Here is a 21,879-nt window from a genome sequence, read left to right as displayed (position 1 = left end):
TTTGTGTAAGCAACGCGTTGTTTGATACGTCTGGCAAGTTTTTTGCTTTCCCAATTCGTTTATACTTCCGGGATGAGTGTAACCGATGAAAAAACAATGCTGAACAGTTTTGACGAGAACCAGTCGCGGCGCGTAATGGCGCTGGCGCGCGAGACGCTGGCGATCGAAGCCGAAGCCATTTCCGCCGTCCACGCCCGCCTCGATGCCGACGACAGCCTGGTGCGCGCCGTCGCCGTCCTCTACGCCTGCACGGGGCGCGTCGTGGTCTCGGGCATGGGCAAGTCCGGCCACATCGCGCGCAAGATCGCGGCGACCCTGGCCTCGACCGGCACCCCGGCCATGTTCGTGCACCCGGGCGAAGCCGCCCACGGCGACCTCGGCATGGTGACCGCGCAGGACGTGTTCATCGCCATCTCGAATTCCGGCGAATCGTCGGAGCTGATGGACATCCTGCCGGTCGTGAAACGCATGGGCGCGCCCCTGATCGCGATGACCGGCAAGCCGCAGTCGCGCCTGGCCCTGCTGGCCGACGTCCACCTCGACATCTCGGTGGCGAAGGAAGCCTGCCCGCTGAACCTGGCGCCGACCGCCAGCACCACCGTCACGCTGGCCCTGGGCGACGCGCTGGCCGTCGCGCTGCTCGATGTGCGCGGCTTCAAGGAAGAAGATTTCGCGCGCTCGCACCCGGGCGGCGCCCTCGGCCGCCGCCTGCTGACCCACGTGCGCGACGTGATGCGCAGCGGCGAGGCCATCCCGGCCGTCGCGCCGGACGTGCCGCTGGCCCGGGCCCTGCTCGAGGTGAGCCAGAAAGGCATGGGCATGACCGCCATCGTCGACGGGCAGAACCGTCCGCTGGGCGTGTTCACCGACGGCGACCTGCGCCGCCTGATCGAGCGCCAGCAGGACTTCACGCAGCTGCTCATCAGCGACGTCATGCACGTCGGCGCACGCACCGTGCACCCCGACCAGCTGGCGGTGGACGCGGTCGCGATCATGGAAGAATTCCGCATCAACCAGATGCTGGTGGTCGATTCGAACGGCGTGCTGGTCGGCGCGCTGCACATCCACGACCTGACCCGCGCAAAGGTGATCTGATGATGACTCCCTTGGCCCATGTGGAACGCGCCGCGCGCGTGAAAGTCATGATCTTCGACGTCGACGGCATCCTCACCGACGGCAGCCTGACCTATGGTCCGGACGGCGAAGTCACCAAGACCTTCAACGTGCTCGACGGCCTGGGCATCCAGCTGCTGCAAAAGACGGGCGTGGCCACCGCCATCATCAGCGCGCGCAAATCGCCGATCGTCAATGCCCGTGCAAAGGACCTGGGCATCACCCACGTCTGGCAGGGTTTTCACGACAAGCGCATCGCGTTCGCCGAACTGCTGGCGCAGACCGGGCTCGCCGCCGAGCAGTGCGGCTACATCGGCGACGACGTGATCGACCTGCCGCTCTTGAGCAAGGTCGGCTTTGCCGTCACCGTACCGACCGGCCACCCCGAGGTGCAGCACCGCGCCCATTACGTCACTAAAGCAGGTGGCGGGCGCGGCGCCGTGCGCGAGGTCTGCGACCTCGTGATGCGCGCCCAGGGGACCTACGAGCAGGCGCTGGCGCCATATTTTGCGTGAGTAGACAAGAACCATGGCGACCTACGTGAACAAACGCACCGCGCACCGCTGGCGCACGCTGGGGCTGATGCTCACCGCCGTGTTTTTCGCCTTTGGCAGTTTCTGGCTGCTGCAGGCGATCCAGTCGGAAGACCCGGTCGCCGGCGGCAATGCCGCCAACGAACCCGACTACATCGTCGAGAACTTCAGTTTCGTGCGCATGACCGAGACCGGCTCGCCGCGCTACGTCATGTCCGGCGAGCGCCTGGTGCACCATCCAGGCCCGGACATGTCGGAAGTGACCCGGCCCGTGGTCGAGAGCATGGCGCCGGGCCGCCCGCGCATGACGATGAACGCCGAACGCGGCCAGGTCTTCCATGGCGAGAACCGCGTCGAACTGATGGGCAAGGTCGACATCCTGCGCCCGGCCACGCCGACCAGCGAGAAGCTGCACGCCCAGACCGATGCGCTGACCGTGCTGGCCGACGACGAGATCGTCAAGACGAACCGCCCGGTACGCATGACGCTCGGCGCTTCCTCGGTCGACGCTGTCGGTTTGCATGCGGTGAACCCGACCCAGAAGATGCACCTCGGCGGGCGCGGGAAGATCGTCTATCCGCCGCGCCAAAACACGCCCACCCAATAACAGGAACGAGAACACATGAAAAAATTGCTTGCCGCCGCCTTCCTTTCGCTGCTGTCGCTGTCGGCCACGGCCGAGAAGGCGGACTCGCTCAAGCAGGCCGTCGTCGAATTCGACTCGCTCGACGTGGACGAAGTCACGCAGACGCGCATCCTGACCGGCAACGTCGTCGTCACCCGCGGCACGCTGCTGCTCAAGTCCGACCGCGCCCTGGTCAAGGAAACGCCCGAAGGCTACATGAGCGTGACGCTGACCTCGAATCCGGGCCGCGTGGCGACCTTCCGCCAGAAGCGCGACGGCGGGCCCGACCTGTGGGTCGAGGGCCAGGCCGAGCGCATCGAATACGAGGAGCGCGAGGAACTGGTGAAGCTGTTCTCGAAGGCGGTCGTGAAGGAGCTCGAAAACGGGCGCATGACGAACGAACTGGTCGGCCCCTACATCTCCTACGACAACCGCCGCGAAGTGGCGACCGTGCGCAACGACCCGAGCGGCCAGACCAAGGCCGGCGGCGGCCGCGGCACCCTGATCATCGCACCGCGCCGCACCGGCGCGGCAGCCCCCGCAGCGGCAGCGCCGACTGCACGCGCAGGCACCACGCCCGCGGCACCGGCACCGGCACCAGCAGGAAAGAAATAATGAAGGATGACCACGACAACCGCAGTACCCTGGTCGTGCGGGGCCTGCAAAAGAGCTACGGCAAGCGCCTGGTGGTGCGCGACGTCTCGCTCGAGGTGGGCTGCGGCGAAGTCGTCGGCCTGCTCGGGCCGAACGGCGCCGGCAAGACGACCTCGTTCTACATGATCGTCGGCCTGGTGCCCTCGGACGCCGGCACCATCGAAATCAACGGCACCGACATTTCCAGCCTGCCGATCCACCGCCGCGCGGTGCTCGGCCTGTCCTACCTGCCGCAGGAAGCGTCGGTGTTCCGCAAGCTGACGGTGGAGGACAACATCCGCGCCGTGCTCGAGCTGCAGCGCGACGACAACGGCAAGTCGCTGACCAAGGCCGCCATCAACGAGCGCCTCGATTCCCTGCTGGCCGAACTGCAGATCGAGAAGCTGCGCGAGAACCCGGCGCTGTCGCTGTCGGGCGGCGAGCGCCGCCGCGTGGAGATCGCGCGCGCGCTGGCGACCAATCCGCGCTTCGTGCTGCTCGACGAACCGTTTGCAGGTGTCGACCCGATCGCCGTGATCGAGATCCAGCGCATCGTGCGCTTCCTGAAGGAGCGCGGCATCGGCGTCCTGATCACCGACCACAACGTGCGCGAGACGCTCGGCATCTGCGACCGCGCCTACATCATCAACCAGGGCGCCGTGCTGGCTTCCGGGCGCCCTGACGACATCATCGCCGACGAGTCGGTACGACGCGTCTACCTCGGCGAACACTTCCGCATGTGACCACGGAACGAACAGCCGCACCATGAAACAATCCCTGCAACTCCGGACTTCGCAGCACCTGGCGCTCACGCCGCAGCTTCAGCAGTCGATCCGCCTGCTGCAGTTGTCCACGCTCGAACTGCACCAGGAGATCGAGCAGATCCTCTCCGATAATCCGCTGCTCGAGCGGATCGACGACCCGCTCGACAATTCCGTGCGCCTGCTGGCCGACGGCGCCATCAACGATGCGCCGGCCCAGCAGCCCGACGCGCCGGCGCCGGGGCAGGAAGAAAGCGCCGCGCCCGCGGACAATGGCGACGGGCTCGACGGCGGCGGCGACGTCGAGCGCGGCGAGGCCGACGACTGGGGCGACGCCCCGCGCGCCTCGGGCAGCGAGGGCGACGACGACGGCCGGCCGCAGCTGGGCGCGATCGGCGTCACGCTGCGCGAGCACCTGTCGGAACAGATCCGGGTCACCGCCGTCAGCGCGCGCGACCGCGCCCTGGCCGAACTGGTGATCGACGCCATCGACGACAACGGCTACCTGGAAGAGCAGCTCGACGAGATCCATGCCCGCCTGCCGGAGGAGCTGGAAGTGGAGATGGACGAGCTGCGCTGCGCGCTGGCGCTGGTGCAGAGCCTCGATCCGGTCGGCGTCGGCGCGCGCAGCGCCAGCGAGTGCCTGGCCTTGCAGATCCGGCAGATGCCCGGCGTCCCGCTGGTGACGCGGCGCATGGCTTTGAAGATCGTCGAGGGTTACCTGAGCTGGTTCGCCCAGCGCGAATTCAACAAGCTGAAAAAGGCGCTCGACTGCGACGACGAAGACCTGCGCGAAGCGCAGGCCGTGATCCGCCAGTGCAATCCGCACCCGGGCGCGGCCTTTGCGTCGAGCACCTCGGACTACGTGGTTCCGGACGTTATCGTCCGCAAGACGGCCTCCGGCTGGAGCGTGATGCTGAACCACGAAGTCATGCCGCGCCTGCGCGTCAACAATGTCTACGCGGCCCTGCTCAAGCAGGGCAAGGGCGAGGGCCAGATGAGCGCGCAGCTGCAGGAAGCGAAGTGGCTCATCAAGAACATGCGCCAGCGCTTCGACACGATCCTGCGTGTTTCCCAGGCAATCGTCGAGCGTCAGCGCAACTTTTTCAGCCATGGCGCGGTTGCCATGCGTCCCCTTGTGCTTCGCGAGATAGCTGATACACTAGGCCTACACGAGAGCACAATTTCTCGCGTAACAACTCAAAAATTCATGCTGACCCCGCACGGCATGTTTGAGCTGAAGTATTTCTTCGGAAGCCACGTCGCCACCGAAGCGGGGGGCGAAGCCTCGTCGACGGCGATTCGGGCGCTCATTGCGCAACTGACAGGAGCAGAGGACCCCAGGAACCCATTATCCGACAGCAAGATCGCGGAAATGCTCGGTGAACAAGGAATGGTCATCGCGCGCCGCACGGTTGCAAAATACCGCGAGGCACTCAAGATTCCTCCAGTCAGTCTCCGCAAATCCTTGTAACAGCGGCAGCCACGCGCTACCTGCGCGACCGGCCGCCGCTCCTCTTTCAAAGGAGTGTGTATGAATCTCACTATCAGCGGTCACCACCTCGATGTCACCCCCGCCATCCGTGAATACGTACAGAACAAGCTGGAACGCATCACCCGCCATTTCGATCAAGTGATCGATTCCCATGTGATCCTTGCGATCGACAATCTCACCGAAAAAGACAAAAGGCAGAAAGCCGAGATCAACTTGCGCATGTCCGGCAAGACTGTACACGTGGAAAGTGTGGCGCAAGACCTGTATGCCGCGATCGACCTGTTGATGGACAGGCTGGATCGCCAGGTGATGAAATACAAATCGATGCTGCAAAATCATAGTCACGAGGCGCTCAAGCGCCGTCCTGAAGGCGGAGAGGCTGTTGCTGTCTGATCGGCATTAAGCACCGTCTGAACGAGGGCGCCTGGAGGGCGCCCTTTTCATTTTGGCGGCACGCCGCGCACGGGCTTGGGTAGAATGCATGTCTTTCCCATAACCCTATTCACCATGACCGACCATGTCCTGACCCGCGTTGCCAACGGCACCGGCGTGATCACCCTCGACCGCCCCAAAGCCCTCAATTCGCTCTCGCTCGCCATGGTGCGGCGCCTGACCGAGACCCTGCTGGCCTGGCGCGACGACCCGGCGGTCGCTGCCGTCGTGCTCACCAGCAGCAGCGAAAAAGCCCTGTGCGCGGGCGGCGACATCCGTTTCTTCCACGACGCCGGCACGGCGACCCCGACCGGCGGCAGCGCGCTGCTGGAAGATTTCTTCACGGAAGAGTATGCGCTCAACCACCTGATCCATTTCTATCCGAAACCCTACATCTCGATCATGGATGGGGTCGTCATGGGCGGCGGCATGGGCATCGCCCAGGGCGGGCCGGATACGGGCCTGCGCATCGTCACCGACCGCATCAAGATGGCGATGCCGGAAGTGAACATCGGCCTGTTCCCGGACGTCGGCGGCAGCCATTTCCTGTCGCACGCGCCTGGCCAGCTGGGCAATTACCTGGGGCTGACGGGATTGACCATCGGCGCGGCCGACGCCCTGTATGTCGGGCTGGCGGACGTGTTCGTCCCTGGCGAGAAGCTGGGCGAGCTGAACGCGCTGGTCGAGGCGACGCCGGGTGCACAGCTGGCCGAAGCGATCCGCGCCTTTGCCGCGCCGCTCAAGGCCGGTGTAGGGCAGAGCCCCTTGGAAACGGCGCGTGCCGCGGTCGACACGCATTTCGGCGCCGGTTCGGTGCCGGCGATCATGGCCTCCCTGGCAACCGACGACAGCCCGTTCGCGCAGAAGGCCCTGGCCGCCATGCGCCAGCGTTCGCCGCTGCTGATGTGCGTGACGCACGAGATGCTGGTGCGCGGCGCCTCGCTCGGCGTGGCCGACTGCCTGCGGATGGAACGCTCGCTGGTGCGCCGCAATTTCGAGCACGGCGAAGTGCTGGAAGGCGTGCGCGCGCTGGTAATCGACAAGGACAATGCGCCGAAGTGGAATCCGCCGACGCTGGACGAGGTCACGCCTGGGATGGTGGAGCGCTTCTTCGAGCCGGTGTGGCCGGCGTATGCGCATCCGCTGCGGAATCTGGACTGAGGCGCCGTATCGTAGGGTGGGCACAAGTGCCCACCCTACAAATTCACATCAGAACGACTGCTCGCGGTGCCGCAGCACCACGCGCTCGGTCTCGCCGAAGTAGGCCGCCAGGCGCTCGGCCATGTACACCGAGCGGTGCTGCCCGCCGGTGCAGCCGACGGCGACCGTCAGGTAGCTGCGGTTGTCCGTTTTGAACGAAGGCAGCCATTTTTCGACGAACTGGCGGATATCGTTCAGCATTTCGCCGGCGCTCGGCTGGGCGTCGAGGAAGGCGATCACGGGGGCGTCCCTGCCGGTGAGCGGGCGCAGCGTGTGGTCGTAATAGGGGTTCGGGATCGCGCGCACGTCGAACACGAAGTCGGCGTCGAGGGGCACGCCGACCTTGAAGGCGAAGGACTCGAAGAACAGCGTCAGCGGCGCATGCTGCACCTCGGCCAGCTCCTTGATCCAGCCGCGCAGCTTGTTGGCCGAGGCTTCGGAGGTGTCGATCACGTGGCCGAGCTGCTCGATCGGCGCCAGGCGCTCGCGCTCTTCGGCGATGCATTCGATCAGGGTACGGCGCGAGGCCGGGTTTTCGCCCGGGCGCAGCTCGTGCGACAGCGGGTGGCTGCGGCGCGTTTCGGAAAAGCGCGCCACCAGCGAATGGGTGCTCGAGGTCAGGAACATCACCTTCAACTGGTGCCCTTGCTCTTTCAGCTCGCGCACCGTCAGCGGCAACTCGACCAGCGAATCCGAGGAGCGGGCATCGACCGCGACCGCCAGCTTGGCCGTTCCCTGGCCCGACACCGCCTTCACGACATGGGGCAGCAGGCCCGGCGGCAGGTTGTCGACGCAGTAGTAGCCTGCGTCTTCCAGGACGTTCAGGGCAACGGATTTACCCGAGCCGGAAATACCGGTGATGAGGACGATGTGCATGCCCCGATGATACCGCAACCGTATCTGCTTGTCGCGGCCACCTTTGCTGGCAAAGGGCGGGTTCGGCGTCAATACGTTCCGATGGCGCGAGTTGAAGGGGGATGCGGCCGCTGCGCTTGGGGACGCTTGTGGAATGGGTGGACTTGTGCGGCGTGAGCGACGTAGGGTGGTCGGCTTCACCCGGGTGCGTGATCACCCCTGGCGCTTGCGCCGCCCACGCGTTCAACGCACGTGTGAAGCGGCGCGACGTATCCGGGGCCGGTTGAACGCGTGGGCGGCGTCAACGTGAGCGATGATTCAGCTGCCCGGGTGGAGCCGACCACCCTACATCAATCTGCGCTCATGGCCTGTCGTTGCCGCTCCATGAACTCCTGCAGCGTATCGATGCCGCGCAGTTGCAGGATCGTGTTGCGCACCGCGGCTTCGAGCAGCACGGCGATGTTGCGGCCGGCGGCGACGGGGATGACGACCTTGCGGATCGGCAGGCCCAGCACTTCCTCGGTCGGGAAGTGGAAGGGCAGGCGCTCGACTTCCTCGTCGAGCACGCCGCGCTTGACCAGGTGCACGATGAGTTTCAGGCGCATCTTGCGGCGCACCGCCGTCTCGCCGAAGATCGCCTTGATGTCGAGCAGGCCCAGTCCGCGCACCTCGAGCAGGTTTTGCAGCAGGGGCGGGCAGCGGCCCTCGATCATGTTCGGCGCGATGCGCGAGAATTCGACGGCGTCGTCGGCCACCAGGCCGTGCGAGCGCGAAATCAGTTCCAGCCCCAGCTCGCTTTTGCCCAGGCCCGAGTCGCCGGTAATGAGCACGCCCACGCCCAGCACGTCCATGAAGACGCCGTGCATGATGACGCGCTGGGCAAGTTTTTTCGACAAATAGACCCGCAGGAAGTCAATGACTTGGGCTGCCGGCAGCGGGGTCGAAAACAGGGGGATGTTCTGCTCGTCGCAGATGGCGAGGATGTCGGGCGGGGTTTCCAGGCCCTGCGCGATGATGAGCGCAGGCGGGCCGCCGCCGATCAGTTCGCCGATGACGTGGCTGCGCGAACTCGACTTGAGGCGGTGGTAGTAATTCAGTTCCTGGTGTCCGAAGACCTGGATGCGCCCAGGGTGGATCAGGTTCAGGTGGCCGACCTGGTCGGCGGCCGAGGCGACGTCGCCCGAGATCAGCCGCTCGCCGCCGGGAAAGCCGGCGAACCAGCCGAGTTGCAGGTCGTCGCGGTTATCGTCGTATAACCGTTGGATGGTAAGCGGAGTCTGCAGCATGGGGATGGCCAAGTGGGGGGAACGCCCCCCAGTTTAACCCATGGCTTGCAAGCTGGGTTGCCAGTTGATAATACGTTCGTGCACCGAGCGCGGATCGGGATCGGTGGCCAGCGCCGTGCGGATCGCCTCATCCGAGAAGAGTTCCGCGATCTCGGACAGGATTTCCAGGTGCTGCTGGGTCACGTGATCCGGGATCAGCAGGAAGAACAGCAGGTTCACCGGCTGACCGTCGGGCGACTCGAAGGGGATCGGGTCGGCCAGGCGGACGAAGGCAGCGATCGGCTGCTTCAGGCTCTTGCTGCCCTTGATGCGTCCGTGCGGCACGGCCACGCCATGCCCCAGGCCAGTCGAACCGAGGCGCTCGCGCGCAAACAGGTTTTCCGACACGGTCGAACGGGCGATCCCGCAGTTGTTCTCGAAAATCAGTCCGGCCTGTTCGAAGGCGCGCTTCTTGCTCGACACTTCGATATCGAGCTGGACGTTTTCAAGCGACAGAATTTTGCTCAGGTTGGTCATAACACGCTTCTAATGTTGCGGCGCACAACGCCGACGTGCGTTGCAAATGATAGGCCCGATATGGCCAGGTAATTTGCGTCGCGTCGGTATCCTACGCCTGTCATCGGCCGCTTTCGAGTCCCCACCCAGCGGTGAGATGGCGGCGATTTGCGCTTCCACAAGGGGAGACGCAATTTCCGTCACGAAAATGAATGCGGGATGAATGAAATGGGGAAGACAAGGCGATTTGCCGATGTTTCCCCGTATTTGCACAAAAAACGTGCAAACCAAAACATTACGCTAACTGTTGTTTTTTCGTCAGTTTCTGTGGTGGGAAAGGTACACGCTTCTCCTTACGCACAGCTTATTTGTTGTTACTGGCGCGCGCCGCGCAGGTTGGGCGGACGTCCGGTACTGAAATTGGCGCGCCACGGGTTGATGTCGAGCCCGCCACGCCGCGTGTAGCGCGCATACACCGACAGCTTGCTCGGCTTGCACTGGCGCAGGATGTCGATGAAGATCCGCTCGACGCACTGCTCATGGAATTCGTTGTGTTCGCGGAAACCGATCAGGTAGCGCAGCAAGCCTTCCTGGTCGATCTGCGGTCCCGCGTAATGGATCTGCACGCTGCCCCAGTCCGGCTGGCCGGTCACCAGGCAGTTCGATTTCAGCAGGTTCGACACCAGCGTTTCCTCGACCGGCGCCTCGTCGAAGTTGGCAGTCAAGAGGTGCGGCGCCGGCGAATAGTCGTCGATCTCGATGTCGAGCCGGTCCAGCGAAAAGCCCTCGAGTTCGCCCATTTTCAGTTTGCCGAAGTTCTCCGGTTCCGTCAGCGTGATGTGCACTGGCGCGCCAAAGGCGTTCGACAGGTCTTCGCGCAGCAGCGCCTGCAGGGCCTCCAGACCGGCCACGCGGGTCTGGTTGAAGGAGTTCAGATACAGCTTGAACGACTTCGATTCGACGATGTTCGGCGAATCGGCCGGCGCGCTAATGGTCGCGATCGCCACTTGCGGCTTGCCGCGCATGTTCAGCCACGACAATTCATAGGCGTTCCAGATGTCCAGGCCGAAGAAGGGCAGCGTGCCGGTGATGGCGAGCTCGTCGCGCTTTTGCTGGCGCGGGATCGGGAACAGCAGCTCCGGGGCGTACTGGGTCTGGTAGGCGGAAGATTTGCCAAGTGGCGATTGATCGGGAGAATTCGCGGGGGTGTTGTTCATGGTCTCGTCTCGTGAGTCCGGCGGCGACAAAGCGGCGTATCGTACACCTTTCCGGGACTGTATGCGCGTCCAGCATGTTTGCCCCCTCGCATCGCGTTGCTGGGTAGGGTGGGCGGCCCTCCGCCCACGCAGTACGCACGTTTCCATCGTCGTCGGCCGCGGCCTGTCGCCACGCGGCCTTTGTCACATTGTGGTCGCCGAAGCACCTTGGCCTAAGAGCGCCTAACAAAACCTCCATAGCTGCGTTGCAGCTCCTCGTCGTACAGTCGTACTGTCTTCGTCGCTGCGCCTTGCTCTGAAGGCTTTGTTAGGCGCTCTAAGCATGCGTCACGAGCGACGATTTACGGGACGTGGCCAGGCGACGCGCACGTAGCGCGTGGGCGGAGGGCCGCCCACCCTACGAAGAGCGCGGCATGGCGGTCGTCACCGTACCGTCAGCAAACCATCACAAGAACAATTTATAAACCGGATTACTGCTCTCATCCCAATACCGGTACCCCAGCGTCGCCAGGAACTGCCTGAACTCCTCCATCTCGCCGCCCGGCACCTGCAGGCCGACCAGGATGCGGCCGACGTCGCCGCCCTGGTTCCGGTAGTGGAACAGCGAGATGTTCCAGTTCGGCGCCAGGCTGTCGAGGAAGCGCATCAGGGCGCCGGGGCGTTCGGGGAATTCGAAGCGGTACAGCAGCTCGTCCTGCGCCAGTCCGCTCTTGCCGCCGACCAGGTGGCGGATGTGCAGCTTGGCGAGCTCGTCGTGGGTCAGGTCGAGGGTCGGAAAATCGTGCTGCTCGAAGGTGCGCGCGAGCAGGCCGGATTCGCCGCGGCTGCCCACCTGCACGCCGACAAAAATGTGGGCCTGGCGCGCGTCGCTGATGCGGTAGTTGAACTCGGTGACGTTGCGTGGACCGACCAGCGAGCAGAAGCGGCGGAAGCTGCCGCGCTGCTCGGGGATGGTGACGGCAAACACGGCTTCGCGCGCCTCGCCCAGTTCGGCCCGTTCGGCCACGAAACGCAGGCGGTCGAAATTCATGTTGGCGCCGCAGGCGACCGCGACCAGCGTCTCGTTGCGGATCGGCTGGCGATCCATCTGCGAGCGCTCGACATAGGCCTTGGCGCCGGCCACGGCGAGGGCGCCGGCCGGTTCCAGGATGCTGCGCGTGTCCTGGAATACGTCCTGGATGGCGGCGCAGATCGCATCGGTGTCGACCAGGATGATCTCGTCCACGACTTCCTTCGCAACGCGGAAGGTTTCTTCGCCCACCAGGCGCACCGCGGTGCCGTCCGAGAACAGGCCGACGTCGGGCAGGGTGACGCGCTCGCCCGCCTTCAGACTTTTCGCCATCGCGTCCGAATCGACCGTCTGCACGCCGATGATGCGGATGTCGGGGCGCACCGCCTTCACATAGGCGCCGACGCCCGCGATCAGCCCGCCGCCGCCGATGGCGACGAAAATCGCATGGATCGGTCCCGCATGCTGGCGCAGGATTTCCATCGCGATCGTGCCCTGGCCGGCGATCACGTCGGGGTCGTCGAAGGGGTGCACAAAGGTAAGCTTTTGTTCGCGTTCGAGGGTCAGCGCGTGGTTGTAGGCGTCGGTATAGGAGTCGCCGTGCAGCACCACCTCGACCGCATGGCCGCCGCGCGCCTTGACCGCCTCGATCTTCAGTTGCGGCGTGGTGGTCGGCATCACGACCAGTGCGCGGCAGCCGAGGCGGGCGGCGGACAGCGCCACGCCCTGGGCATGGTTGCCGGCCGAGGCGCAAATCACGCCGCGTTTGAGGGCTTCCGGCGAGAGGTGGGCCATCTTGTTGTAGGCGCCGCGCAGCTTGAAGCTGAACACGCTTTGCATGTCCTCGCGCTTGAACAGAATGCGGTTGCCGAAGCGGTGCGACAGGGTCGGGGCGAGTTCGAGCGGGGTTTCCTGGGCGACGTCGTAGACGCGGGCGGTCAGGATTTTCTTGAGGTAGTCGGTCATAGTCAGGTCAAACGAAGAGGGTCGGCCAGTGTCCTGGTTCCTGTGACGCGAGACTGTGTTTCCCGATGGATGACCGGGGCTTGCAGTGCGATCCGTCGCGCCGGGTTGCGGCGGCGGCGTATCGTGTCGGGGCGATGAGTTTTCCTCATTATAATAAACACCTCCGACATAACATTCCACCGATGATCGAAACCGCTGTCCTCTGGCTGCTCAAGGTCCTCGCCGCTCCCACAGTCGGGCTCACTTCGGTTTTCGTCATCAGCTTCGTCTCCGCCACCCTGGTGCCGCTCGGTTCCGAGCCGGCCGTGTTCGCCGTCGTCAAGGCGAACGAGGCAATGTTCTGGCCGGCGATCCTCGTCGCCACGGTCGGCAATACGCTCGGCGGCGCGGTCGATTACTTCCTCGGCTACCGCGCCAAGATCGCCTTTGCCCGCGAACGCCAGAGCCGCTGGTTCGGCTGGCTGGCGAAATACGGGTCCAAAACCATGCTGCTGTCCTGGCTGCCGGGCATCGGCGACCCGCTGTGCACGCTCGCGGGCTGGCTGCACCTGCCGTTCTGGCCGAGCGTGATGTACATGGCGATCGGGAAGTTCGGGCGGTATCTCACCATGACGCTGGTGCTGCTGTATGTGCCGGACGATTTCTGGCGGCGGGTGGGCGACCTGATCACGCAAGTGATCGGCTAGCGTGTAGACTCTTGCAATATCGCATCAAAACCAGCGGAGTAGGGTATGAGTGGATCGTCCGGCAGCTGCGCATGTGGTCACATTCAGTACAGGATTGCCGGCCCGGCATTGCAGGTCGTTGCCTGCCACTGCGGCATGTGCCGGCGTATGACAGGCGCCCCCTTGTCTTCCTACGTCGTCGTCAAGGAAGAAGACTTCGATCTCGGTCCAGCGGACGGGGGACTTGCCAGTTACGCCGTGACGGAACGCACCACACGGCACTTCTGCCGCCGCTGCGGCACGCCGGTCTTCAACGCGAACCCCCACACGTACAAAGGCCTGAACATGGTGTACCTTGGCACCGTCCAGGGTCACGAGGCGCTCGCGCCAGGAATGGCGATCTACTGCGAGAGCAAGCTGCCCTGGGTAAGCTTGCCCGCATCGACCAGAAGCTTCGACAGCACACCGGCACAAAGGGCTTGAGGCCCCCGTCCGGACTCAGGTGATTCGGGCAAGAAGGACGGAGTGCATATCTTCCCCGGATCGAAGCTGGTTTTTGCAAAGAAAATTTGCATGGAGCCGTTCGAACACGCATTTTGTTGCTTGCCGAGCTGAGGCGAAATAGCCCGAGCCCAGCATGGTGCGGCGCAATAAGCTAGAATGGTTGTCCTTCGGGCCAGACCATTTTTGATCTCATCATGAACGCCCCAGCACAAATCCATACCCTCCTGGCCGATAACGCGCCGGCGCGCCTGCGCGAAATTCCTTATAACTACACCTCGTTTTCGGACCGCGAAATCGTCATTCGCCTGCTGGGCGAATCGTCCTGGCAGCTGCTCGACGAGCTGCGCGGCGCACGCCAGACAGGACGCTCGGCGCGCATGCTGTACGAAGTGCTGGGCGACATCTGGGTGGTACGGCGCAACCCCTACCTGCAGGACGACCTGCTGGACAACCCGAAGCGGCGCCAGAAGCTGATCGACGCCTTGCACCACCGCCTGGCCGAAGTCGACAAGCGCCGCCTGACGGTCGATGCAGGCGGCGGGGGCGACGCCAACGCTGCCGAATCCCGTAACTTCGCCGTCGAACAGTTATTGACCGCCGCGCGCCGCGCCGTCGACGACTTCGGCCGCGAGTTCCGCGAGATGTACGACCTGCGCAAGCGCGCCCGCGCCGTGCTGGGCGCCTACACCGATAAACGCAACATCCGCTTCGACGGCATGCACCGCGTCTCGCACGTCACCGACGCCACCGACTGGCGCGTCGAATACCCCTTCCTGGTGCTGGTGCCCGACAGCGAGGAAGAGATGGCCGGCCTGGTGAAAGGCTGCATCGAACTGGGGCTGACCATCATCCCGCGCGGCGGCGGCACCGGTTACACCGGCGGCGCGATCCCGCTGACCAATATGTCGGCCGTGATCAACACGGAAAAACTGATTGGCCTGGGCGAAGTCGAGATGACGCGCCTGCCGGGTGTGGACCGCGAGTACGCGACCATCCACACTGGCGCCGGCGTGGTCACCCAGCGCGTCTCGCAGGCCGCCGAAAAGGCCGGCTTCGTGTTCGCGGTCGACCCGACGTCGGCCCACGCCTCCTGCATCGGCGGCAACATCGCGATGAACGCGGGCGGCAAGAAGGCGGTCCTGTGGGGCACGGCCCTCGACAACCTGGCGTCCTGGCGCATGGTCGACCCGAACGGCGACTGGCTGGAAGTCACCCGCCTCGACCACAATCTGGGCAAAATCCACGACGCCCCGACCGCCGTCTTCAAACTGGAATGGACGCATCCGTCCACCAAAGGCGCGCCGAAGGGCCAACCCTTCCGCACCGAAACGCTGACCATCCCGGGCCGCAAGTTCCGCAAGGAAGGCTTAGGCAAGGACGTCACCGACAAATTCCTCTCCGGCCTGCCCGGCATTCAGAAAGAGGGCACCGACGGCCTGATCACATCAAGCCGCTGGATCCTGCACAAGATGCCGAAGTTCACGCGCACGGTCGCGCTGGAATTCTTCGGGCAGGCGCGCGATGCGATCCCGTCGATCGTCGAAATCAAGGATTACCTCGACGGCCTGCCCAAGAACGGCAAGCCCGAATTCGAGACCCTGCGCCTGGCGGGCCTCGAGCACCTGGACGAGCGCTACCTGCGCGCGGTCGGCTATGCGACCAAATCCAAGCGCGGCACGCTGCCGAAAATGGCGCTGTTCGGCGACATCGTCGGCGACGACGAAAATGCGGTGGCCCTGGCCGCCTCGGAAGTGGTGCGCATTGCGAACACCCGCGTGGGCGAAGGTTTTGTCGCCGTCAGCCCCGAGGCGCGCAAGAAATTCTGGCTGGACCGCGCCCGCACGGCCGCAATCGCCCGCCACACCAACGCCTTTAAAATCAACGAAGACGTCGTCATTCCACTGAACCGGATGGGCGAATACACCGACGGCATCGAGCGCATCAACGTCGAGCTGTCGATCCGCAACAAGCTGCAGCTGGCCGACGCCCTGCATGCCTACCTGTCGGGCGAGCACCTGCCGCTGGAAAAGAGCGACGACGCCACCGGCGACACGGTCGACCGCAACGAGATCATGGGCGACCGCCCCGAGCAGGCGCTGGCGCTGGTGGAAGCGGTGCGCGCACGCTGGACCTATGTGCTGGCCAATCTCGACCGGAAACTGGTCGACGCCCACCACCAGCTCGACGAACTCGGCTTCGGCCACCTGCTGGGCCTGATCGACAACCGTATCGGCAACCAGCCCGATGCGACCGTGTTCGACGTGGTGCAGGACCACACGGTGCGGGTGTCGTGGAAGCAGGAACTGCGCGCACCATTGCGCCAGATCTTCAACGGCGCCGCCTACAAATGCATCCTCGACGAATGCACGGCCATCCACCAGCGCGTGCTGCGCTCGCGCGTCTTCGTGGCGCTGCACATGCACGCCGGCGACGGCAACGTCCACACGAATTTGCCGGTGAACTCCGACGACTACGCCATGCTGCAGGACGCCCACCAGGCGGTCGAGCGCATCATGCGCCTCGCGCGTTCGCTCGATGGCGTCATCTCGGGCGAGCATGGCATCGGCATCACCAAGCTCGAGTTCCTGCAGGACGAAGAGATCCAGGAATTCCGCGACTACAAGCTGCGGGTCGATCCGGAAGGGCGCTTTAACAAGGGCAAGCTGCTGAACCTGAAGGAAGCCCACGCCGACCTGCGCAACGCCTACACGCCGTCCTTCGGCCTGATGGGCCACGAGTCGCTGATCATGCAGCAGAGCGACATCGGAGAAATCGCCAATTCGATCAAGGACTGCCTGCGCTGCGGCAAGTGCAAACCGGTCTGCACCACCCACGTGCCGCAATCGAATTTGCTGTACTCGCCGCGCGACAAGATCCTCGCCACCTCGGCCCTGATCGAAGCCTTCCTCTACGAAGAGCAGACCCGGCGCGGCGTCTCGATCCGTCACTGGGAAGAGTTCGAGGACGTGTCGGACCATTGCACGGTCTGCCACAAGTGCGTGACCCCATGCCCGGTGAACATCGACTTCGGCGACGTTTCGATGAACATGCGCAACCTGCTGCGCAAGATGGACAAGCGCAGCTTCAAGCCGGTGAACCGCGCGGCGATGTTCTTCCTGAACGCAACCGACCCGACGACCATCAACGCCACCCGCGCGGCCATGGTCGGCGTCGGCTTCAAGGCCCAGCGCCTGGGCAACCGCCTGCTGAAAAACTTCGCCAAGGAGCAGACCGCGGCGCCGCCGCCGACCACCGGCAAGCCGCCCGTGCGCGAGCAGGTCATCCACTTCATCAACAAGAAAATGCCGGGTAACCTGCCGAAGAAGACGGCGCGCGCGCTGCTCGACATCGAGGACGACAAGGTCATCCCCATCATCCGCAACCCGAAGGCGACGAATGCCGACAGCGAAGCGGTGTTCTACTTCCCCGGCTGCGGTTCCGAGCGCCTGTTCTCGCAGGTGGGCCTGGCAACCCAGGCCATGCTGTGGGAAGTCGGCGTGCAGACCGTGCTGCCGCCGGGTTACCTGTGCTGCGGCTATCCGCAACGGGGAGCAGGGCAGTACGACAAGGCCGACAAGATGATGACGGACAACCGCGTGCTGTTCCACCGCATGGCGAATACCTTGAATTACCTCGACATCAAGACGGTCCTGGTCTCCTGCGGCACCTGTTACGACCAGTTGGCGACCTACGAGTTCGAGAAGATCTTCCCGGGCTGCCGCATCATGGACATCCACGAATACCTGCTCGAAAAAGGGGTGAAACTGGAAGGCGTGAGCGGCACCCGCTACATGTACCACGACCCCTGCCACACGCCGATGAAGATGCAGGATTCGTTGAAAACGGTGAACGCGCTGGTGCAGACCTTCGATAACGTCAAAATCGAAAAGAACGATCGCTGCTGCGGCGAATCCGGCACCTTTGCCGTGACCCGCCCCGACATCGCCACCCAGGTCCGCTACCGCAAGGAGAGCGAGGTCGAGAAGGGCGCGGCCAAGCTGCGCGCGGACGGCTTCGATGGCGAAGTCAAGGTGCTGACCAGCTGCCCGTCCTGCCTGCAGGGCCTGTCGCGCTACAATGGCGACGCCGGCACGTCGGCCGACTACATCGTGGTCGAAATCGCCAAGCACCTGCTGGGCGAGAACTGGCTGCCGGACTATGTGGCACGCGCCAACAATGGCGGCATCGAAAGGGTATTGGTTTGACGGTAGAAAATGTGAAGCAGCAAGACTGCGAACTGTGCGCACTGGATGCGCCGACGGTGTACGCCGATAACAAGCTGTCGGTCATCCTCGTCGACGACGCGAACTATCCCGGCTTCTGCCGCGTGATCTGGCGCGACCATGTGCGCGAAATGAGCGACCTGGCGCAGGAAGACCGCCTGCTGCTCAACGAGGTGGTCTTCCACGTCGAACAGGCGGTGCGCGAGACGATGGCGCCCACCAAGGTCAACGTGGCCAGCCTCGGCAACGTCGTGCCCCACCTGCACTGGCACGTCATCCCGCGCTATGCCGACGACGCCCACTTCCCGGCGCCGGTCTGGGCCACGGCCGTGCGCAAAACCGAGGAATCCGTGCTGGAAGCGCGCCGCGCCCAGCTGCCGCACCTGGCCGAAGCCATCGCGCGCCGCCTGCAACAATCGTAGAGGAGTAGAGGACATCATGCCGAATCCGACCGAACTCACCGTCCACCAGAAGTCCCGCCTGCTCGACATCGCTTTCGATGACGGCAGCGCATTTTCGATCCCGTTCGAGCTGATGCGCGTGTACTCGCCCTCGGCCGAAGTCAAGGGCCACGGCGCCGGCCAGGAAGTGCTGCAAGTCGGAAAACGCGAAGTCGGCATCCGCGGCGTCGAGCCGGTTGGCAACTACGCCGTGAAACCGCTGTTCACGGACGGCCACGAGAGCGGCATCTTCACCTGGGATTACCTGTACAAGCTCGGCAGCGAGCATGGGGTGCTGTGGGCGGACTACATGGCGCGCCTGCATGCGGCCGGGTTCGAGGGTGACAGCGGCCGCGAGCCGGGGACCGTGCTGCCGGGTGCGCCGGTGCGCACGGGCGGGTGTGGCGGGCACAGCCACTGAAGCGGATTCCGAAAACGCGTGGAGTCAGGACTCCACCCTACATCTGGCGCAATGCGTAGGGTGTGAGGGGGGCGCCGAGCCTCCCGACTCCACGCGTTTCAACGCCACGGGACCCGAGGCAAAAAAACATCGATATCCCAAAAAAGAAAAGCGCCCCGAGAGGCGCTTTTTTCATGATCCCAGCCGCGCTGCACGCTCGAGACGTGCAACTGGCTAAACCATTACTGCGGCTGGATGTTGGCAGCCTGCTTGCCCTTCGGGCCGGTCGTGATCTCGAAGCTCACGCGCTGGTTTTCGGCCAGCGACTTGAAGCCGGTGGTGTTGATAGCCGAAAAGTGCGCGAATACGTCTTCACCACCGCCGTCCGGGGTAATGAAGCCAAAACCCTTCGCATCGTTGAACCATTTAACAGTACCGCTCGTCATGATGTTACTCCCCTAAAGATTATTTGTTGTTATGCCTTGCTTGGGCTTGCGGTGATGAAACGCGTAACGCCAGCGCCGGGCTCAACAAAGCGAATTGATTATAGGCATAACTGGAGAACAATGAAGCACGATTCGTTGTAATTTTGCTGTCGAGTTGGGTCTTTACGACGAGAAGTGCAGCGCTCAGCAGGAAAATTGCCTAACGGCATCGTTAAAGGGGCCAAAAAGGTGCAACAGCCCTCATTTCCCGCCGCCTGCGCTCGACAGCAGCGCGACCACTTCCTCGATCCGGTAGGGCTTGGCGACGATTTTTACGCCCGGCAGCGCCGCCTGCTGTTCGGTGTAGCCGGTGGCCAGCACCACCGGCAAACCCGGGTAGCGCTGGTGCAGGATGCGCGCGAGGTCGATGCCGCTGACCTGGCCCGGCATCACGACGTCGGAGAACACCACGTCGGGACGGCGCGCCGTGCTCTCGAGCAGGCGCAAGGCCGCCTCGCCATTGTCGGCGACCAGCACCTTGAAGCCGCTGTCGCCGAGCGCGCGCACCACCGCTTCTCGCACCAGGGCGTCGTCTTCCACGAACAGGACGGTGCCGCTCGCTTTCGGTGCGGTCGCCTCCGATGTGTCGTCGGCCGCCACCAGAACCGCGCCGGCGGCCCGCGCCAGGTAGATGTCGACCCGGGTGCCGATGCCCGGGATGCTGTCGAGCACCAGGGTGCCGCCGGCCTGGACCGCGAAGGCATAGGCCTGGGGCAGGCCCAGCCCCGTTCCCTGGCCCGGCGGCTTGGTCGTGAAGAAGGGATCCAGGGCGCGCGCCATGACCTCGGGTGTCATGCCGCAACCGGTGTCGGTCATGCTCACCAGCACATAGTCGCCGCGCGGCAGGGTGCCGGTCATGTCGCCCATGCCATCGTGCTCGACATTGGTGGCCTGCAGGCGCAGCGTGCCGCCGTCCGGCATGGCGTCGCGCCCGTTCAATGCCAGGTTGAGCAGGGCGACGTCGAACTGCAGCGGCTCGATCGCGACCGGCCACACGTCCTTCTCGCAATGCACTTCGACGCTCACGTCGTTGCGCAGCGAGGCCTTCATCAGCTGCACGGCGCTGTGCAACTGTTCGCAGACGTCGACGGTCGTCACGCGCGCTTCCTGCTGGCGGCCGAAGGAGCCGAGCTGGCCGGTCAGCGCCGTCGCCCGCGTCACCGTGCGCTGGCAGGTCTGGATCAGGGTTTTGACTTTTTCCTCGCGCGTGCTGAAGGCGGCCAGCTGCAGCGCCGTCGTCAGGGTCTGCAGCAGGTTGTTGTATTCGTGGGCGATGCCGCCGGTGAGGCGGCCGAGGGCCTCGAGCTTCTGGTTTTTCAGCAGGGCCGTTTGCGCGCGTTCGGTGGCGGCGATCGCCGTGGCGACGCGCGCCTCCATCTCGCCTTGCGCGTGGCGGATGCGGGTGCTGGCCTCGGCCAGGCGCTGCGCCACGTTGTCGAGCTCGGCCCAGCCGAGGCGGCGGTAGGGGACGTCGATGCCTTCGCCGAGGGCGCGCGCGCTGTCGCCCAGCGCCTCGATCGGCGCGATCGCGCGGTTGGCGAAGCGGCGTGCGGCGACCAGGCCGATCAGCAGCAGCAGGGCCATCAGGCCGCCGAGGAGGGCGGCCGCGCGCAGCGGCGCCTGGCGCAGCTCGCTGGTCGGGACGCTCAGCAAGACTTTCCAGTCGGCGCCCGGCACCGTGCTGGCGTAGACCCGCGAGTCGATGCCGTCGAGGGTGCGCGATTCGTACATCGTTTCCCGCGCCCGGAAGGCGTGCAGGCGCGAGGCCGGGCGCACCGGTTTGCCGACATAGCGTTCCGGCTGGCGGGTGCGCGCGACGATGATGCCGTTGCGGTCGACCACCGATGCCAGCCAGGCCTCGGGCAGGTGCTGGCGCATCAGCAGGCCCTGCAGCGAACTGGCGTTGACGCCCATCGCCAGCATGTAGCGCAGGGTGCCGTCGACCTTGACCGGAAGTTGGATCGCGAAATCCTGGCGTTTCGCCACTTGCCCCGTGAACAGGTCGGAGACCAGTGCGCGCTCGCTGCCGTAGCGGGCCATCAACGCAGCGATGTTCGAGGCATTCCGGGTCGGCAGGGCGCTGCCGAAGGGGCGGCGCGTGTTGAGCAGCTGGCGCGATTCCAGGTCGAACAGGATGACGGTCGAGTCCGGCGGCGGCACGACCCGCCTGGCGTGTTCATAAAAATCGGGCAGGCGGCCTTCGGCCAGCGCCGGCGAGACCGCCAGCGCGCGCAGCACTTCTTCCTTCTTTTCCAGCTCGTTGTCGACCAGCAGGGCCATGGCGCGGGCCGTCTCCGCCATGCTGCGGTCCTGCGCCTGCTGTGCGTCGCGGTACACGTAAGCGACGGCCAGCGCCGACGCAATGAAGGACGGAACCAGTACGGAAAGAACTAGCAGCAGGAAACGTGTCCTGGTTCGCATCGGAATAGGAATTGCCAGTGGGGAATTCAAAGTGGAGAAGGATTATACAAGAGTCAACAAAGACACGCCGCACCAGTCGGCGCCTGTGGCAGGTGTGCAGGAGACGCCTTGGCGTGGGGCG

General features: G+C 64.6%; 20 protein-coding genes. 13 read left to right on the top strand and 7 right to left on the bottom strand.

Going from position 1 to position 21,879, the window contains the following annotated elements:
* Positions 1 to 72 precede the first annotated feature (72 nt).
* The 8 genes from ACWCIA_RS14575 to ACWCIA_RS14540 all read left to right on the top strand — a co-directional run bounded on the left by ACWCIA_RS14575 (position 73) and on the right by ACWCIA_RS14540 (position 6,753).
* Complete coding sequence (locus ACWCIA_RS14575; RefSeq protein ID WP_454164386.1) at positions 73 to 1,095, top strand: KpsF/GutQ family sugar-phosphate isomerase; 1,023 nt, start codon at positions 73 to 75, stop codon at positions 1,093 to 1,095.
* Complete coding sequence (locus ACWCIA_RS14570) at positions 1,095 to 1,628, top strand: KdsC family phosphatase (protein WP_454164385.1); 534 nt, start codon at positions 1,095 to 1,097, stop codon at positions 1,626 to 1,628. The genes ACWCIA_RS14575 and ACWCIA_RS14570 overlap by 1 nt, the downstream gene beginning before the upstream one ends.
* A gap of 25 nt (positions 1,629 to 1,653) precedes the next feature.
* Positions 1,654 to 2,253 carry an LPS export ABC transporter periplasmic protein LptC gene (lptC, locus tag ACWCIA_RS14565; RefSeq protein ID WP_454164383.1) on the top strand — a complete coding sequence of 200 codons (600 nt, stop codon included), beginning with the start codon at positions 1,654 to 1,656 and terminating at the stop codon, positions 2,251 to 2,253.
* Positions 2,254 to 2,268: 15 nt separating this feature from the next.
* On the top strand, positions 2,269 to 2,886 hold the full coding sequence (gene lptA, locus ACWCIA_RS14560) for a lipopolysaccharide transport periplasmic protein LptA (RefSeq protein ID WP_454164381.1): 618 nt from the start codon (positions 2,269 to 2,271) through the stop codon (positions 2,884 to 2,886).
* On the top strand, positions 2,886 to 3,647 hold the full coding sequence (gene lptB / locus ACWCIA_RS14555; RefSeq protein ID WP_454164379.1) for an LPS export ABC transporter ATP-binding protein: 762 nt from the start codon (positions 2,886 to 2,888) through the stop codon (positions 3,645 to 3,647). The genes lptA and lptB overlap by 1 nt, the downstream gene beginning before the upstream one ends.
* A gap of 22 nt (positions 3,648 to 3,669) precedes the next feature.
* A complete protein-coding gene (locus tag ACWCIA_RS14550) occupies positions 3,670 to 5,139 on the top strand; it encodes an RNA polymerase factor sigma-54 (RefSeq protein ID WP_454164377.1) in 1,470 nt (489 codons plus the stop codon).
* A gap of 60 nt (positions 5,140 to 5,199) precedes the next feature.
* The gene (hpf, locus tag ACWCIA_RS14545) at positions 5,200 to 5,553 is read left to right on the top strand and encodes a ribosome hibernation-promoting factor, HPF/YfiA family (RefSeq protein ID WP_454164375.1); all 354 of its coding nucleotides are present in this window, start codon (positions 5,200 to 5,202) and stop codon (positions 5,551 to 5,553) included.
* 114 nt (positions 5,554 to 5,667) lie between these two features.
* Positions 5,668 to 6,753, top strand: coding sequence for an enoyl-CoA hydratase/isomerase family protein (locus tag ACWCIA_RS14540; RefSeq protein WP_454164373.1), 1,086 nt, complete (start codon positions 5,668 to 5,670; stop codon positions 6,751 to 6,753).
* A 48-nt stretch (positions 6,754 to 6,801) separates the two neighbouring features.
* Here the strand turns inward: ACWCIA_RS14540 and rapZ are convergent, their stop codons facing one another.
* From rapZ to ilvA, 5 genes are all read right to left on the bottom strand, one after another.
* Positions 6,802 to 7,668: an RNase adapter RapZ gene (gene rapZ, locus ACWCIA_RS14535; RefSeq protein WP_454164372.1), complete on the bottom strand. Its 867-nt coding sequence runs from the start codon at positions 7,666 to 7,668 to the stop codon at positions 6,802 to 6,804.
* A gap of 329 nt (positions 7,669 to 7,997) precedes the next feature.
* On the bottom strand, positions 7,998 to 8,933 hold the full coding sequence (hprK, locus tag ACWCIA_RS14530; RefSeq protein ID WP_379738795.1) for an HPr(Ser) kinase/phosphatase: 936 nt from the start codon (positions 8,931 to 8,933) through the stop codon (positions 7,998 to 8,000).
* Positions 8,934 to 8,966: 33 nt separating this feature from the next.
* On the bottom strand, positions 8,967 to 9,449 hold the full coding sequence (locus tag ACWCIA_RS14525) for a PTS sugar transporter subunit IIA (RefSeq protein ID WP_379738798.1): 483 nt from the start codon (positions 9,447 to 9,449) through the stop codon (positions 8,967 to 8,969).
* 353 nt (positions 9,450 to 9,802) lie between these two features.
* Entirely contained in the window at positions 9,803 to 10,645 is an 843-nt protein-coding gene (gene queF, locus ACWCIA_RS14520) for an NADPH-dependent 7-cyano-7-deazaguanine reductase QueF (protein ID WP_454164369.1), read from the bottom strand.
* A 445-nt stretch (positions 10,646 to 11,090) separates the two neighbouring features.
* Complete coding sequence (gene ilvA / locus ACWCIA_RS14515) at positions 11,091 to 12,620, bottom strand: threonine ammonia-lyase, biosynthetic (RefSeq protein WP_454164367.1); 1,530 nt, start codon at positions 12,618 to 12,620, stop codon at positions 11,091 to 11,093.
* A 182-nt stretch (positions 12,621 to 12,802) separates the two neighbouring features.
* Here ilvA and ACWCIA_RS14510 point away from each other — a divergent pair, with 182 nt between their 5' ends.
* From ACWCIA_RS14510 to ACWCIA_RS14490, 5 genes are all read left to right on the top strand, one after another.
* The gene (locus ACWCIA_RS14510) at positions 12,803 to 13,306 is read left to right on the top strand and encodes a YqaA family protein (RefSeq protein ID WP_454164365.1); all 504 of its coding nucleotides are present in this window, start codon (positions 12,803 to 12,805) and stop codon (positions 13,304 to 13,306) included.
* A 45-nt stretch (positions 13,307 to 13,351) separates the two neighbouring features.
* Positions 13,352 to 13,768 (top strand): GFA family protein, encoded by a 417-nt coding sequence (locus ACWCIA_RS14505; protein ID WP_454164363.1) that lies wholly within the window; start codon positions 13,352 to 13,354, stop codon positions 13,766 to 13,768.
* Positions 13,769 to 13,983: 215 nt separating this feature from the next.
* Positions 13,984 to 17,994, top strand: a complete 4,011-nt coding sequence (locus ACWCIA_RS14500; protein ID WP_454164361.1) for a DUF3683 domain-containing protein — start codon at positions 13,984 to 13,986, stop codon at positions 17,992 to 17,994.
* A gap of 11 nt (positions 17,995 to 18,005) precedes the next feature.
* On the top strand, positions 18,006 to 18,434 hold the full coding sequence (locus ACWCIA_RS14495) for an HIT family protein (protein WP_454164359.1): 429 nt from the start codon (positions 18,006 to 18,008) through the stop codon (positions 18,432 to 18,434).
* Positions 18,435 to 18,450: 16 nt separating this feature from the next.
* Complete coding sequence (locus tag ACWCIA_RS14490; RefSeq protein WP_454164358.1) at positions 18,451 to 18,873, top strand: gamma-butyrobetaine hydroxylase-like domain-containing protein; 423 nt, start codon at positions 18,451 to 18,453, stop codon at positions 18,871 to 18,873.
* 221 nt (positions 18,874 to 19,094) lie between these two features.
* Here the strand turns inward: ACWCIA_RS14490 and ACWCIA_RS14485 are convergent, their stop codons facing one another.
* Entirely contained in the window at positions 19,095 to 19,298 is a 204-nt protein-coding gene (locus ACWCIA_RS14485; RefSeq protein WP_454164356.1) for a cold-shock protein, read from the bottom strand.
* Positions 19,299 to 19,538: 240 nt separating this feature from the next.
* Complete coding sequence (locus tag ACWCIA_RS14480) at positions 19,539 to 21,758, bottom strand: response regulator (protein WP_454164355.1); 2,220 nt, start codon at positions 21,756 to 21,758, stop codon at positions 19,539 to 19,541.
* Between the last annotated feature and the right edge of the window lie 121 nt (positions 21,759 to 21,879).

It is taken from the genome of Massilia sp. SYSU DXS3249, assembly GCF_053668055.1.
This window is presented reverse-complemented; position numbering and strand designations above follow the sequence as displayed.

What these genes read in the sequence shown, in the direction of transcription:
- ACWCIA_RS14540 (WP_454164373.1), top strand. Translation starts at nt 5,668, where the DNA reads ATGACCGACCATGTCCTGACCCGCGTTGCCAACGGCACCGGCGTGATC.
- ACWCIA_RS14505 (WP_454164363.1), top strand. Translation starts at nt 13,352, where the DNA reads ATGAGTGGATCGTCCGGCAGCTGCGCATGTGGTCACATTCAGTACAGG.
- ACWCIA_RS14570 (WP_454164385.1), top strand. Translation starts at nt 1,095, where the DNA reads ATGATGACTCCCTTGGCCCATGTGGAACGCGCCGCGCGCGTGAAAGTC.
- ACWCIA_RS14485 (WP_454164356.1), bottom strand. Translation starts at nt 19,298, where the DNA reads ATGACGAGCGGTACTGTTAAATGGTTCAACGATGCGAAGGGTTTTGGC.
- lptB (WP_454164379.1), top strand. Translation starts at nt 2,886, where the DNA reads ATGAAGGATGACCACGACAACCGCAGTACCCTGGTCGTGCGGGGCCTG.
- rapZ (WP_454164372.1), bottom strand. Translation starts at nt 7,668, where the DNA reads ATGCACATCGTCCTCATCACCGGTATTTCCGGCTCGGGTAAATCCGTT.
- ACWCIA_RS14480 (WP_454164355.1), bottom strand. Translation starts at nt 21,758, where the DNA reads ATGCGAACCAGGACACGTTTCCTGCTGCTAGTTCTTTCCGTACTGGTT.
- ACWCIA_RS14500 (WP_454164361.1), top strand. Translation starts at nt 13,984, where the DNA reads ATGAACGCCCCAGCACAAATCCATACCCTCCTGGCCGATAACGCGCCG.
- ACWCIA_RS14525 (WP_379738798.1), bottom strand. Translation starts at nt 9,449, where the DNA reads ATGACCAACCTGAGCAAAATTCTGTCGCTTGAAAACGTCCAGCTCGAT.
- ilvA (WP_454164367.1), bottom strand. Translation starts at nt 12,620, where the DNA reads ATGACCGACTACCTCAAGAAAATCCTGACCGCCCGCGTCTACGACGTC.
- ACWCIA_RS14550 (WP_454164377.1), top strand. Translation starts at nt 3,670, where the DNA reads ATGAAACAATCCCTGCAACTCCGGACTTCGCAGCACCTGGCGCTCACG.
- ACWCIA_RS14575 (WP_454164386.1), top strand. Translation starts at nt 73, where the DNA reads ATGAGTGTAACCGATGAAAAAACAATGCTGAACAGTTTTGACGAGAAC.
- hpf (WP_454164375.1), top strand. Translation starts at nt 5,200, where the DNA reads ATGAATCTCACTATCAGCGGTCACCACCTCGATGTCACCCCCGCCATC.
- ACWCIA_RS14510 (WP_454164365.1), top strand. Translation starts at nt 12,803, where the DNA reads ATGATCGAAACCGCTGTCCTCTGGCTGCTCAAGGTCCTCGCCGCTCCC.
- hprK (WP_379738795.1), bottom strand. Translation starts at nt 8,933, where the DNA reads ATGCTGCAGACTCCGCTTACCATCCAACGGTTATACGACGATAACCGC.
- ACWCIA_RS14490 (WP_454164358.1), top strand. Translation starts at nt 18,451, where the DNA reads ATGCCGAATCCGACCGAACTCACCGTCCACCAGAAGTCCCGCCTGCTC.
- queF (WP_454164369.1), bottom strand. Translation starts at nt 10,645, where the DNA reads ATGAACAACACCCCCGCGAATTCTCCCGATCAATCGCCACTTGGCAAA.
- lptA (WP_454164381.1), top strand. Translation starts at nt 2,269, where the DNA reads ATGAAAAAATTGCTTGCCGCCGCCTTCCTTTCGCTGCTGTCGCTGTCG.